Source organism: Thiocystis minor, from assembly GCF_016653465.1.
GTDB classification, from domain to species: Bacteria; Pseudomonadota; Gammaproteobacteria; order Chromatiales; family Chromatiaceae; genus Chromatium; species Chromatium minus.
This window is the reverse complement of the sequence record NZ_NHSQ01000090.1, coordinates 83,248-97,204: the sequence shown is the minus strand read 5'-3', so window position 1 is coordinate 97,204 and position 13,957 is coordinate 83,248. Positions and strand designations below refer to the sequence as shown.

The window sequence follows — 13,957 nt, the reverse complement described above, 5'->3', positions numbered from 1 at the left end:
GATGAATTCGGGAAACGCTTTTTTCAACGTATCACTGCCTACATGGACGGGATTTTCAGGATTCACAGGCATCGGCGATCAAAATCCGTCCCTGGTCGCGCCGCAGCAGGGGTAGGATTTCCTCGGGCGGGAGCGCCCGGCTGAAGAGATAGCCCTGGATCAGCTCGCAATCGACGCCCCGCAGAAACGCCAACTGCGCCGGCGTCTCGACGCCTTCCGCGATCACCGACATCTGGAGCGTATGCGCCAGCACCACGATGGCGTGGGCGATCGCCATGTCGTTGGCGTCCTCCGGGATCTCGCCGATGAACGACCGGTCGATCTTCAAGGTTGTGAACGGCAGGCGCTTGAGATAACTCAGCGACGAATAGCCGGTGCCGAAGTCGTCGATGGCCAGGGTCACGCCCAGAGCGCGCAACGCGAAGAGGGTTTGCCGAACCTCGTCGAGCCGCTGCATCGCCGAGCTTTCGGTCACTTCCAGTTCGAGCGCCTCCCCTGGCAGACCTGCGTTCGCCAGCGCGGAGCGGGTGGCGGCGAGGATGTCGCCCTGCTCCAGTTGCACGCCGGCGAGATTGACCGCGACCCGCATCTCGGGAAAGCCCGCGTTGCGCCAGTCACGGCACTCGCGGCAGGCGCGCGCCAGCACCCAGTCGCCGATGACGATCATCAGACCCGCTTCCTCGGCCAGCGGTAGAAAGCGATCCGGCGGTATGAACCCGCCGCTGGCGGGGCGACGCCAACGGAGCAACGCCTCGAAGACGACGATCCGGCCAGTCCGGGCGTCGCACTGCGGTTGATAATGCAGTTCCAGTTCCTCGCGTTCCAGCGCGCCACGTAGCTCCTGCTCCAGCGAGAGACGCTCCAGCGCGGCCTCGGTCAGGGACGCGGTGTACAGCCGATAGGTATTCTTGCCGGCGGCCTTGGCCTCGTACATGGCCGCGTCGGCGTTCCTGATCAGATGCTCGCCATCGTCGCCATGCCCTGGATACAGGCTGACGCCAATGCTGGCGCTGACGAAGAGTCGGCGCTCGGCAAGCAGGTACGGCGCTTGCAGGACATGGAGCAGTTGCCGGGCGATCGCGTCGGCCTCGTCCTCGTGCGTCATGTCCTCGATCAGGATGATGAATTCATCGCCGCCGAGCCGGGCGACGGTATCGGTCTCGCGCACGCGGCCCGCCAGTCGGCTGGCCACTTCCCGCAGCAGGAGATCGCCCACCGGATGGCCGAGGGAGTCGTTGATGTTCTTGAAGCGGTCGAGATCCAGAAAAAGCACGGCGATCCGTGTCTGGTGACGATGGGCGCGGGCAATCGCCCGACCCAGCCGATCGTTCAGCAGCAGCCGGTTCGGCAATCCGGTCAGCACATCGTGATGGGCGAGAAATTCGAGCTGTTGCTCCGACTGCTTGATGGCGCTGATGTCGGACAGAATCGCGACATACTGGACGGCGTCCCCCGGTCCGTGCCGAATCCGGCTGATCGACAGCCAGCCCGGCAGCGCGGAACCGTCCTTGCGGCGGCTGAGGATTTCGCCCTGCCATTGCCCGGTGACCGTCAGTCGTTTCCACAGCGCGCGGAAGAAGGACGGCGGATGTCGCTCGACGACCAGCAGGTCGGGAGGACGCCCCAGCGTCTCTTCCGCGCTGTAGCCGGTCATCGTCGAGAAGGCGCGATTGACCGCCAGGACGCGGATTCTGGCATCGGCGATGATGACGCCTTCTTTGGTGTCCTCGAAGACCGCCGCCGCCTGCAGGATCTGGCGTTCGATCTGGGCGCGCGCGATCGCCGCTCCCAGAGTGTCGGCGGCGGCGGTAACGGCGTCGATCAGCCGCGCCGGCCAGTCGCGCAGACGCTCGCAGTCGGCGAAACCGATGGCGCCCCACCAGTGCCGATCGACGAAAATCGGCACCAGGAGCAGCGAACGGATCCCGTGCGCGGCGAGAAATGCGCGTTCCTCCGCCGGCAAGTCATCCAGCGTCCCGAACACCGGCTGCCCGACCATCATCCGATGCATCCAGCGTTCGCATTCCAGCAACGCGGCGGTGCCTCCGAACGCACTCCGGGAACCCTGCTGGTCAGGCGACCGGCACCAGCAAAAACGCGCTTCCAGGACGTTCGGATCATCGTCCTCGTCGCGACACTGGAGAAGCTCGACCCGCGCGCAGGCGGTCGCCGTGCCGAGACGCTGGAGAACCGCCTCGACGGTGTCTTCCCAACGCGCGGCCCCCAACAGATGGCGGGCCGCGAAACCGACCGCTTCGAGGATGCGATTGGCCTGTTCGATGTCGTCGCGGGCGCGGATCAGCGCGATCTCGTCGCGCGTCAGGGCGCGTCGGGTCACCCGCGCGATCAGGAGCGCCAGACCCAGACCGACCACACAGGTCGCGATCAACAGCGACAGCGTCATCCGCCGCCCGACGAGCGCCTCCTGGCGAGCGGCCTCGGTCGTCTGCTCCATGCGCTCGACGATCTCGCCGATCCGTTGCGTCAGTTGGGCCGCCAGCACGCGCGCACGCGCCAGTTCGAGTTCGCCGCGCGCGATCAGATCGAGTTGGCGCCGGCGCAACGGAAAGAGACCCTGGCGCCCGTCGAGGGTTTGCCCCAAACGCGCCTCGACCCTCGCCACGGTATTGGCCAGAATCGGGTTACGCTGTGCCAGTGTGCTGTCGGCGAATCCATCGGCGGCCTGCTGGAAGCTCGCCAGCGCGCGCTTGGCGCGATCCTGGAGATTGGCCAGCGTAGCGGCCTGATCGACCTCGTCGACCGTGAACAGGAGGGCGATCAGCAGGTGCCCCTCAGTCTTGAGATCGAGCGCCAGGATCAGATCCGCGACGTTCCGGTCAAACTGCGCGGGGATTGCGGTCCGCAACTCCTCCAGCCCGGACTGGAGCCGTTCGCGCCAGTGAGCGACATTGGCCGCGATGGCGTCCTGGCAGACGGCCAGCAATTCCCGGCGTTGTGCGGGCGCGGGCTCCAGGCTGGCCGGCAGGCGGTCGAGCGCCGCGCGCAAGGACGCATAAAAGGATGGCTCGTCAGGGCCGTGAAAGGCCGGAGCGAGCTGTCGCAGCGCCTGGCGCAAGTCCTCGCCGGGCGCCTCCGGTTCCAGCGCGTCGCACAACTCGCTCAGGGCCAGACGGCGCGCCAGCGACTGCTCGAAACGCGCCTCGATGGTCTCGGCCAACCGCCGGGCCTCGCGCCGCGCCAGCAGTCGCGACAGCGAGGTCACGCCGTAGACCACGGGGGCGATGGCGTCGGTCAGATCCGCATGAATGGCGCGCACCTGGGTCAACTCGTCCTCCAGCGCGGCCCGCAGATCCAGACGCTCGGCCGTGGCGTGGCGCAATTCGTCCAGAATGCGGGTGTAGCCATGGACTTCCGTCTCGATCGCCTGGCGCGAGGCGCGCGCCGCCCTCCCCTGGCCCCATTGCTCCAGATCCCGGCGGATTCGCTGGACGTTGATCTCGATCTCGGACCAGTGGCGCTCCAGGGTTGCACGATCCTCGCTGGCGACTAGAACGGGCAGCGAGGCGGCCAGTAGCCCACCCTGCTCGGAGATGCGCAGTGCATTGCGCATCTCGGGCAGGGTCTGGCTGATCGCGGTCTGGAGCAGACCGCTCAGATGCGTGGTCGCCACCAGCGCGACCGCCGCCATCAGCAGCAGGCTGACGGCAATTCCGATGTAAGCGTGCCGCAACCGGCGGCGCAGCGTTGAACTGGCGGTGTTTTCCATGCTGACGCCCTGATCGCTCCCGAAGATATCCGCGCCACGCGCGTCATGCTGTCCCGCCCGGCGGCATCAGGGCGAAGACCCCGAAAATTCCGCGACATTGTCTTGGTCGATGGTCTGGGTGGGCAGGATCAGCCGTTTCTCCACTGCCTCGCCGCCCAGAAAGCGCAGTGCCTGGCGAATCGCCTCGGCGCCTGGCGTTTGATAGAGAAAGGTCGCGACGAGGACGCCGTCGGCTACCCAACGCGCGCCTTCGTCGGGCATCCCATCGATGCCCAGGAACTGTATCTCGCGCTCGCGACCGGCATCGCGGGCGGCGAGATAGGCACCGAATGCCATGGGATCGTTGTGGGCGTAGACCAGATCGATCCGCGCATGCTCCGCCAGCACCCCGACCATGACCTCGTAACCGAGATCCTGCTTCCAGTCGCCATTGCGAAGCGGCTCGATGACCTCGATCCCAGGTTCGCCGGCGACGATCTCAAGAAATCCGCGCTGCCGCTCCTGGGCGGGCGTCGCACCCATACCGCCTCGAATCTCGACCACGCGCCCGCGCGCCTGCCCAGATCCGCCCAGCAGGGCGCGGGCATAGCGTCCGGCGGCGCGGCCAATCTCGCAATTGTCGCCGCCGATGAACTGGGTGTAACGATCGTTCTCCAGGTCGCGATCAAGCACGAACACCGGGATGCCCTGATTGAACGCCTGACTGACGATCGGGGTCAGGGAGATCGCGACCTTGGGCGAAATCAGCAGCGCGTCGACCCGCGCCGCGATCAGCTCGGCGACATCGGCGACCTGCTGTTCCGCCCGATCCTCGCCATCGCGAACCAGCAGGCGCAGGTTCGGGTGGCGCGCGGCCTCGGCGCGCAACTCTTGGTTGAATTTGAGTCGCCAGGGCTCGGTGGTGGTGGCCTGGGAGAATCCAATGACCAATTCCCCCTGATCCTTGTCGGTGCCGGGACGGGGGACGGATGGCGGACCGCTCAAGCCCATGGCGATCCGATAGATGGCCAACTGCCGGTCGCGGCCCAGGTCGTCGGTAATAGCGTTCCAGGCCCTGGCGACCTCACGCAGCGTCGGCGCGATTGGCGCCTCGCCCGCCAGAATACCGGTCAGCGCCTCCTCCAGCGCCTCGGTGTAGCGGTGAAAACCGGGCAGTCGCAGATCCAGCGCGACGTTGGGCGAATCCAGACTGGACTGCACCACGCCCAGATACTGCGAGGCGGCGGGCCGGCTCAACGCCTCGGTCCAGGCATCGATGTGGGCGAAGTGACTGAGCCGATAGGGGTTGACGCCACTGCCGGCGGTGACCACATCGAGCAGACTGTTCTCCGGGCTGGCGAACCAGCGCACGAAGTCCCAGGCGGCTTCCTGCTGGAGACTGTTGCGGGGAACGCTCGCCATCCAGCCGCCGAAGGCCAGAAATGGCGCTCGACGCGGCCGGTCGAAACGACTCCAGCGCCAGGCGCGGGCATCGAAGACTTCGTGACTGCCGGGCAGCATGAAATAGCCGACCTTCCCGGCAATCCCGGCGCCGGCGGCCTGACCGGCGAGCAGGGCGGTATCGCCCCAATCCAGGATCATCGCGGTGCGCCCGGCGAGAAAGGCCGCGCGCGCCTCGACGATTCCGTAAGTGCGGGCATCCGGCGGGGAGAAGCGCAGGATGTCGACATACTCCTGGACCGCGCGCAACCAGCCAGGATTGTCGATCTGGGCGCGCATGGTGTCAGGGTCGAAGAACTGCGCGCCCGGAAAATCGGGATGGTTGGTATAGGCCGAGGCGCGGCTGAACAGATCCCAGAACTGCTGCCCGCCGCGCGCGAAGGACTCCGCGCTGCCGTACAGCAAGGTGCCGTCGGGCGCCGTGCGACCGGTGAAGAATTCGGCGATGTCGCGGTATTGCTCCCAGGTCTCGGGCGCGGCCAGCGGATAGCCGTACCGTTGAGCGAAGGCTCGCTGATGGGTCTCGTCCTCGAACAGATCCTGACGGTAATAGCCGCTGTAGAGGTCGCCGTCGATGGTGTAGGCGATCCATTTGCCGTTCCAGGTCATGAGACGTTCGCGATAGGTCGGATGGATGTCGTCGAAACTCTCGTCCGTGCGCAGTTCCGCCGGCAATTCGGTCAGATAGGGAAAGAAATCCGCCGTCCAGCCCGAGGCATGGAGCAGCACGTCGAAGCGCGCGCGCTCGGCACGCAGTGACGCCATGGACGCGGCGAAGAGGCCGATGAAGGGGATGCGGTTGATGTGTACCCTCGCGCCGGTGCGCTGCTCCCAGGTCCGCGCGTGCGCCTCCGCCGCGCTGCCGATCGCGGAAGCGTCCTGAACCCCGACCGAAATTTCCACCCCATCGAAGCGTTTGGGCGCATCGCCGGCCGACGCAGCAAACCCCGCCGCGGATAGAAACGCGGCGCCCGCCAAAAGACGCCATCCGGTACAAGATAAAGGCATTCCGAGACTCCCTTTGCAATGCGACGCGCGGCCTCCGAAAGCCCGCGATGACTCGCCACCGCGCCTTGTCCCTGCGTGCGAGAACCGATCGCGGATGTCGGAACAGTCCTGGTACGGAGGGGCCATTAGTCAATACTGACAATAGAGCGCGTCTATTCTACCGGTTGAACTTCGGACAGGCCAACGAATCCCATTTCCTGTGACGATCAGGCCGGTCGCATCGGCAATTCAGTTAAACGCCTTTGACGGGCGGCATGGACGCCAACCGTCGGCTCCAGCCCGGACGGACAGCGGCTGGCCTTGACCCGATCTCTCCCCGTCAACTGGAGCCTTCGCCATGAGAACCCATGCCATCCAACCGAATCGTTCGACCCTCGCCAGCGCACCCACCATCCGCCGCGCGGATCTCGCGGAACCGCTCGACTGGCTCGCCGCCGGCGTCCGCTCTTTCGCCGCGGCCCCGGCCGGCAGCCTGCTCTATGGCATCTTGTTCGCGGCCGCCTGCTGGTTGGCCCTGGCGTTGACCTGGTCGCTACCCTGGTTCGCGCTCGCCTTTCTGACCGGATTGATGCTGCTCGGCCCCTTCCTGGCCGCCGGGCTCTATGTCGCGGCGCGCCAGCAGGATACCGGAGAACCGATCAGCATCCGGGGCAGTTTTGATCTGCTCTGGGAGCGGCGCACCAACCTCAGTCTGTTCGCGCTCTTCCTGGGCCTGATCGCCGCAGCCTGGGTGCGACTGTCGGCGCTCCTGTTCGCGATCCAGTTCACCACGCTATCCCCGAGCACAAATGCCTATCTGGGATTGCTCTCCGGGCGCTTCGACCCGGTCGTGACCAGCTTTTTCGTCGGCATTGGACTCCTGCTGGCCGGCACGGTTTTCGTCATCAGCGCGGTGGCCATCCCCATGATTCTGGATCGCGACGCAAGTCCGATCACCGCGATGCAGACCAGTTATCGCACCGTTCTGAGCAACTGGCCCGCCATGTTGCTCTGGGCCGCGTTGATCGTCCTGCTCAGCGGGATCGGTCTACTGACTCTGTTCGTCGGGATGATCCTGCTCTTCCCGGTCCTCGGATATGCCACCTGGCACAGCTATCGGCGACTGGTCGCCTGACACGACATGACGGGTCGCGACCCGGTGCAAGCGAAGCCCGCTGTCACGCCGGTCGCGACGGGTCGCCGCCAACGCGATCCCGCCATTCAAGCCGGTGGTATCCACCGGCTATATTCGGTATAAAGAACAACGGATCAGGCCAAACAGGCGTCGATCATCGTTTCGGCCATCGCTCGTTGTCGTTGTCGTTGTCGTTGTCGTTGATGGCGTCGATCATCGTTTCGGCTATCGCTCGTTGTCGTTGTCGTTGTCGTTGTCGGATCATCGACAACGACAACGGTAACATTGACGCATCTGCAAGCATTTGGCGCCCTCAAGCAATCTGGGACATCGGGGCGGGATACCCGCCCCCGGAACACTGGCCGGATCGATGATCGAAGCCTCGTTGATCCGATTACGACAACGACAACGACAACGACAACGACAACGACAACGACAACATTGACGCATCTGCAAGCATTTGGCGCCTTCAAGCAATTTGGGGCATAGGGGCGGGACACCAGCCCCCCGGAACACTGGCCAGATCGATGATCGAAGCCGCCAAACAACACGGATGGGTTATGGAGAAACAGCGTCTGAACGACAACGCCCGCGGACAAACGGCCGAGGATCGCCTGCGCGAGAGCGAGGCTCAACTCCAGGCCATCTTCGATAACGCCTTCGTCGGCATCATGCTCCTGACCGGCGAGCGCATCATCGCCCGCGCGAACGCCCGTCTCGCCGAGATTCTTGGCTACCGGAATCCGACAGAGTTGATCGGCCTGAGCGTCCGGACGCTGCATCTGTCCGAGGAGCGCTTCCTCGACTTCGGCAAGCGCTTCTTTGAGCCGCTGAGAAACCGCGAACAACCGCATGTCGAATATCAGCTGAGACGCCGGGACGGCCGCCCGTTTGACTGCTCGCTCTCGGGCAGGGCGCTCGATACCGCCGTCCCCGCCGATTTATCCAAGGGCGTGATCTGGATCGTCGACGATATCGACGAACTCAAGCGCGTCGAGCGCGCACTGCGCGAGAGCGATGCCCGCTACCGCGCCCTGTTCGAGTCTGCCAGCGAGGGGATGCTGATTATCCGCGCTGGCCGCTTCGTGTCCGCGAACCTGGCGGCCCAACGTATGCTCGGTCTGGATCTGGAGGATGGACGCTGCGATCTGTCGCCCGAGGATCTCTCTCCGCCCTTCCAGCCCGACGGTCAGGATTCCGCGATCAAGGCCCGTCAGTTGATCGATCTGACCCTCCAGCAGGGCACCCATCGCTTCGAATGGGAGCACCAGCGAGACGATGGCGGGCGCTTTCAGGTCGAGGTCACCCTGTCGCGGGTCGCGCTCGACGACGAGGATGCGCTGCTGGTAAGTTGGTACGACCTGAGCCGTCAGCATCAGATCGACTATCTCAGCGGCCACGACCAACTGACCAATCTGCCCAATGCGCGCCTGCTGCGCAAACGCCTGACCCAGACGCTCAATTTCGCCGGCTTCGCCAATACCAGGGTCGCCGTCCTGACGCTCGATCTGGACGGCTTCAAACACGTCATGGATTCCCACCGGCATGAGATCTGGGAGCAGGTGCTGAAGACCCTGGCCGGTCGGCTCGTGGCCAACTCGCCACCCGCCACGATCGTGGCGCGCATCAGCGGAGATGTGTTCACCCTCGTGTTGGAAAACGCGCCCGATCGCGATTGGACGACCCAACAGGCCAGACGGCTTCAGGACTGCCTGCGCGCGCCGCTCCCGCTGCTCGATGGCAGCGAACTGTGCATGACCGTCTGTATTGGCGTCGCGCTCTATCCCGACGACGCGCGCGATGCCATCGAATTACTGAGAGACGCAGGGTCGGCGCTGCATTCGGCCAAGAAAGCCTGCACGGGCTCCATCGCCTTCTACACCCCCGAGATGACGTCCTCCTCCACCCATCGGCTGCATCTGCTTCAACAGCTTCGTCAGGCGCTGCAACAGGACGAGTTTGAACTCCATTATCAACCGAAGATCGATCTTGCCACGGCGACCATCGTCGGAAGCGAGGCGCTGATTCGCTGGCGCCGCCCGGACGGTGCGCTGATCTCGCCGGGCGACTTCATCCCGCTGGTCGAGACCACCGATCTGGTGCACCCGGTCGGGCAGTGGGTGCTGCGCGCCGCGCTGCAACAGATGCGCCTCTGGTCGGCCGCATCGCTGCCGCCCCAGCAGGTGAGTATCAATATCGCCGGGCCGCAATTCGCGAGCGAAACCCTGCCCGACGAGATTGCCGCCGCACTGGCCGAGACCGGGATCGCGCCGCATCTGTTTCAGATCGAGCTGCTGGAAAGCCTGCTGCTGGACGATCCGGACAAGGCCCGCCGCCAACTCATCGCCATCCGCAAACTTGGCGTCACCGTGGCCCTGGACGATTTTGGCACCGGCTATTCCAGCCTCGCGTATCTCAGCGGCTTTCCGGTGGACATCCTCAAGATCGACCGCGGCTTCGTCAACAACCTAGTTGAGGACGCGGGCAACCTGGCGATCGTCCGCGCGACCATCGCCATGGCCCACGGTCTGGGCATCCGCGTGGTCGCCGAAGGGGTCGAGACGGATGACCAGATCGCGCTCCTGCACCGCCTGGGCTGCGATCTCGTGCAGGGATATCGCACCGGCAAACCCATGCCAGCCGATGACTTCGCGCGTCTGATCGCCGCCGATCCCGGCGCGGTGCTGCCGCCCGCGTTGATCAAATTGACGGCACTGGGCGTGCTGATCGTCGAGGACGATCCAGTACAGCGCCGGCTCCTGAGCGCGCAGCTCGCCAATCAGGGTCTGACGATCTTCGCGGTCGATTGCGCGGAGGCGGTGTGGGAGATCCTGGACCATGAACAGATCTATCTGCTGATTGCCGACTACGGCCTGCCCGGAATGGATGGCATCACCCTGCTAGAACAGGTACGCCAACGCTATCCGGACATCGTGCGCATCATGCTCTCGGCGGCCAGCGAGGCCGCGATCCCGTCCGGCGCCATCAACCGCGGCGGCGTCTTCCGCTATCTGACGAAACCCTGCCGCACCGAGGATCTGCGCGCGGCCGCGCACGAAGGCGTGCGGTTAGCCAGGATGCTTTGGCAAACGCAAAACGAATTCGCACCTCGGAGAGCCGCCGAGACTGGGTAGTTCCGATTGGTTTCGGGGGCGTCGATCATCGTTTCGGCCATCGCTCGTTGTCGTTGTCGTTGTCGTTGTCGTAATCGAATCAACGACAACGACAACGACAGCGCATCAGCAAGCATTTGGCACCATCAGGCAATCTGCGACATGGAAGCGGGACACCCGCCCCGGAACACTGGCCGGATCGATGATCGTAGCCTTATCCACATTACCGTCCCGCGAGACCGCCCATGACCACCATCATCTTCGACACCCATAAATTCATCAGCACCATCAAGGCGTCTGGCATACCGGAGAACCAGGCCGAGGCGATCGCCGAGGCGTTTCGGGCCGCCCATATCGAGGCGGATCTCGCCACCAAGGCCGATCTGCACGCGCTGGAACTCGCGCTCAAAGCGGATACCCGCGAACTGGAATACCGCCTGATCATTAAGCTCGGGGCCATGATGATGGCCAGCATCGCGACGGTGGCGGCGCTGGTCAAACTTCTGTAGAGCAACAGCGCGATAAAGCGGACGTTGTCGTTGTCGTCATCGGAGAGTCGATGACGACAACGACAACGACAACGACAACGACAACGACAACGACAACGACAACGACAACGACAACGACAACGACAACGACAACGACGATGATCGCTGTTCAGCTTTGCTATCACCGTTCGCTCTAACAGCCTGACGATGCGACTTCGCGAAAGCGCAACCGATTCATGAAGCGAGAACGCCATGCCGAGACAACCGCTCTTCCAATCCAGTCCGCGTCGGCGTTGCCGTGCCGTCCGCGGATTTGCGCTCGCCACGCTGAGCATTATCCTTTTTCCCTCGACGGGGGCTGCCATGGACCAGGAACAACGCATTGACGACACCGCCCAGCAGGCGCTGGCCGTCACCATCTATAACGACGATCTTGCACTGATCAAGGATCAGCGAAAGGTCACGCTGGAGCCCGGCGAAAACCGCCTCGCCTGGCGCACCGTTTCGGTCCGGATCCGCCCCGAGACGGCCCTGCTCAAGGACACCACGGGGCAACTCGCCCTGAGCCTGCTGGAACAGAATTTCGACTTCGACCTGCTCACGCCCACCAGTCTGCTGAATAAATACGTCGGTCGCGCGGTCCAGGTCATCCGCGCCAACGATGCCGGCGAGCGGACCGTCGAGACGGCCACCGTGCTGGCCGTCAACGACGGCGTGGTGCTGCGCTATGACGACCGCATCGAATCTGCGGTGGTCGGCCATCTCGCCTTCCCCGATGTCCCCGAGAATCTGCGCGATCAGCCGACCCTCGTGCTGCACCTGGAGAGCGCGCAGGCCGGCACGGGCAATCTCGAACTCTCCTATCTGACCAGTGGATTGTCCTGGAAAGCGGATTATGTGGCCGATCTCGCCCCGGACGGTCAGACCATGGATCTCAACGGCTGGGTGACCCTGACCAACGACAGCGGGATCGCCTATCGCAAGGCGCAGGTCCAATTGGTGGCGGGCGAGGTGAATCAGGTCCAGGAGGTCATGCCGATGCCGCCCATGGCGCGCGCGATGGCCCTGCCCGCGGCGGCGCCCATGCCGGAGGAAGAAAGTCTGGCGGAATACCATCTCTACACCCTGCCCCGTCCGACCGACATTCTGAATCAGCAAACCAAGCAGGTCGCGCTGCTGTCGGCGCCCAGGGTGCCGTTCGTCAAGGAGTTGATCGTCAGGGGACAACCCTACGCCTACCAGACGCAAACGGGGGATGGCTGGACCAAGCTACCGGTCGCGTCCACGCTGAAGTTCGTCAACCGGGATGGCAGTCTGGGGATTCCGCTGCCCAAGGGCGTGATTCGGGTCTATTCGAAAGACAGTCGCGGCAACGCCCAGTTCATCGGCGAGGACGCCATCGACCACACCCCGAAAAACGAGACGGTCGTTCTCAAACTTGGCGAGAGCTTCGATGTCACCGCGCGCCGCAAACAGACCGGCTTCAAGAAGCTGGGCGGCTCCACGGCCTATGATTACGCCTATGAAGCGGCCTTCGAACTGGAACTCAAGAACGCCAAGCCCGAAGCGGTGACGGTCAAGGCGATCGAAACCATTCCCGGCGATTGGGAGATGGTCAAGGAGAGCCAGCCGCACACCAAGGAGGCATTCAACCTGGCGTCCTGGCGGATCGAGATCCCCGCGGACGGTTCGACAACGCTGAGCTGGCGGGCACGAATTCGGCATTAAAGTTGCCGTAAACCGAAATTAAACCGCGTCCAGCGCGATATGCGTAATTTTCAGTTTGTGTTTGGCGCTGGGGATTTCACCAGCCTCACAAGAGACGCGGTTTAAAATTTTATCTTTTTTAATCTCTTAAACCGCGTCCGCTCCGACTATCCTAGATGCGGCCAAGGTTAATCCAATCCAAAAACATCGCATACCGCACTGGACGCGGTTTAAGAGCAGTCGAATCTTGTTTTGCTTTGTTTACTTTGCGCCTTTGCGGTTCGACTGTTGTATTAGGGATCAAGCCCGCTCCACCGGAAACGCGAGCACGCCGTCGATGCGGTCGACGCCGGTTGCCATCATCAACAGCCGGTCCAGCCCCAGCGCCACGCCCGAGCACTCCGGCATCCCGGCCGCCAACGCCGCGAGCAGCCGTTCGTCAAGCGGCGGTTCGGACTGCCCCCGGCGCCGCCGTTGCGCCAGATCGGCCTGAAAGCGCGCCCGCTGCTCGACGGCATCCGTGAGTTCTTGAAAGCCGTTGGCCAGTTCGACCCCTTCGAGATACAGCTCGAAACGCTCGGCGACCGGGATGGGGCCGGGGCGGATGCGCGCCAGCGCCGCCTGACTGGGCGGATAGTCGACCAAAAAAGTCATGCCGTCGCGGCCCAGACCAGCTTCCAGACAGTGGGTCAGGAGCAGATCGAGCCAGGCGTCCGCGTCCAAATCCAGACTGGCCGCATCGGCGATTCCAGCCGCCAGCGCCGCGCCGCGCAGATCCTCGACGGTCGCGGACCAAGGGTCCAGATGCAGACGTTGCAGAAACAACTCGCGATAGGCGATCCGTTCGACGGGCAGCGTCGGACGTTGCAACGCCACGCGCGTCAGCTCGGCCACTTCGTCCATGAGTCGCCACGGATCCCAGCCGGGACGGTACCATTCCAGCAGACTGAATTCGGGGTGGTGCAAACGGCCGCGCTCATCGTCGCGGAAGACCTTGCAGATCTGATAGATGGGACCGCTACCCGCGGCCAGCAGGCGTTTCATCGGGAATTCGGGCGAGGTCTGGAGATACAGCGAGCGCGCCGGCCCGACACCGCCGACGGACAGGCTGGCCAGCGCCGGATCGGTGACCGCCGCCTGGGAGAGGATCGGCGTCTCGACTTCCAGGACGCCCGCGGCCGCGAAAAAGGCGCGTAGACGCGCAAAAAGGTCCGCGCGGGCCTGGATCATGGCGAGTTCGGCGCTGGGGCGCCAGTCGTTCGGGAGATGGTCGGGAGGCATTGCTCTGAATTGGACGGCGCAGCCGCCAGTCGATCGTTACCCCAGGGGCGTGCGCGCGCCGACAACCCGTCGGCGGCCC

Annotated in this window: 7 protein-coding genes; 4 read left to right on the top strand and 3 right to left on the bottom strand. The window is 64.3% G+C overall.

All coding sequences use genetic code 11. The annotated features are described in order from the left end of the window. Positions 1 to 55 precede the first annotated feature (55 nt). Both CCR95_RS25860 and CCR95_RS13220 read right to left on the bottom strand, forming a co-directional pair. Complete coding sequence (locus tag CCR95_RS25860; RefSeq protein ID WP_201095048.1) at positions 56 to 3,727, bottom strand: EAL domain-containing protein; 3,672 nt, start codon at positions 3,725 to 3,727, stop codon at positions 56 to 58. A gap of 66 nt (positions 3,728 to 3,793) precedes the next feature. Then, positions 3,794 to 6,175, bottom strand: coding sequence for an extracellular solute-binding protein (locus tag CCR95_RS13220; protein ID WP_201095046.1), 2,382 nt, complete (start codon positions 6,173 to 6,175; stop codon positions 3,794 to 3,796). A 337-nt stretch (positions 6,176 to 6,512) separates the two neighbouring features. Between CCR95_RS13220 and CCR95_RS13215 the strand changes: the two genes are divergently transcribed. From CCR95_RS13215 to CCR95_RS13200, 4 genes are all read left to right on the top strand, one after another. After that, positions 6,513 to 7,289, top strand: a complete 777-nt coding sequence (locus CCR95_RS13215; protein WP_201095038.1) for a DUF2189 domain-containing protein — start codon at positions 6,513 to 6,515, stop codon at positions 7,287 to 7,289. A gap of 560 nt (positions 7,290 to 7,849) precedes the next feature. After that, positions 7,850 to 10,423 (top strand): EAL domain-containing protein, encoded by a 2,574-nt coding sequence (locus CCR95_RS13210; protein ID WP_201095036.1) that lies wholly within the window; start codon positions 7,850 to 7,852, stop codon positions 10,421 to 10,423. 224 nt (positions 10,424 to 10,647) lie between these two features. Next, a complete protein-coding gene (locus tag CCR95_RS13205; RefSeq protein ID WP_201095034.1) occupies positions 10,648 to 10,911 on the top strand; it encodes a CCDC90 family protein in 264 nt (87 codons plus the stop codon). A gap of 342 nt (positions 10,912 to 11,253) precedes the next feature. After that, positions 11,254 to 12,618 (top strand): DUF4139 domain-containing protein, encoded by a 1,365-nt coding sequence (locus tag CCR95_RS13200; protein ID WP_242523226.1) that lies wholly within the window; start codon positions 11,254 to 11,256, stop codon positions 12,616 to 12,618. Between the two features lie 279 nt (positions 12,619 to 12,897). On the opposite strand, the gene epmA is transcribed toward CCR95_RS13200, so the two are convergent. Continuing rightward, positions 12,898 to 13,878, bottom strand: coding sequence for an EF-P lysine aminoacylase EpmA (gene epmA / locus CCR95_RS13195; protein ID WP_201095031.1), 981 nt, complete (start codon positions 13,876 to 13,878; stop codon positions 12,898 to 12,900). Between the last annotated feature and the right edge of the window lie 79 nt (positions 13,879 to 13,957).

What these genes read in the sequence shown, in the direction of transcription:
- CCR95_RS25860 (WP_201095048.1), bottom strand. Translation starts at nt 3,727, where the DNA reads ATGGAAAACACCGCCAGTTCAACGCTGCGCCGCCGGTTGCGGCACGCT.
- CCR95_RS13205 (WP_201095034.1), top strand. Translation starts at nt 10,648, where the DNA reads ATGACCACCATCATCTTCGACACCCATAAATTCATCAGCACCATCAAG.
- CCR95_RS13200 (WP_242523226.1), top strand. Translation starts at nt 11,254, where the DNA reads ATGGACCAGGAACAACGCATTGACGACACCGCCCAGCAGGCGCTGGCC.
- CCR95_RS13220 (WP_201095046.1), bottom strand. Translation starts at nt 6,175, where the DNA reads ATGCCTTTATCTTGTACCGGATGGCGTCTTTTGGCGGGCGCCGCGTTT.
- CCR95_RS13215 (WP_201095038.1), top strand. Translation starts at nt 6,513, where the DNA reads ATGAGAACCCATGCCATCCAACCGAATCGTTCGACCCTCGCCAGCGCA.
- epmA (WP_201095031.1), bottom strand. Translation starts at nt 13,878, where the DNA reads ATGCCTCCCGACCATCTCCCGAACGACTGGCGCCCCAGCGCCGAACTC.
- CCR95_RS13210 (WP_201095036.1), top strand. Translation starts at nt 7,850, where the DNA reads ATGGAGAAACAGCGTCTGAACGACAACGCCCGCGGACAAACGGCCGAG.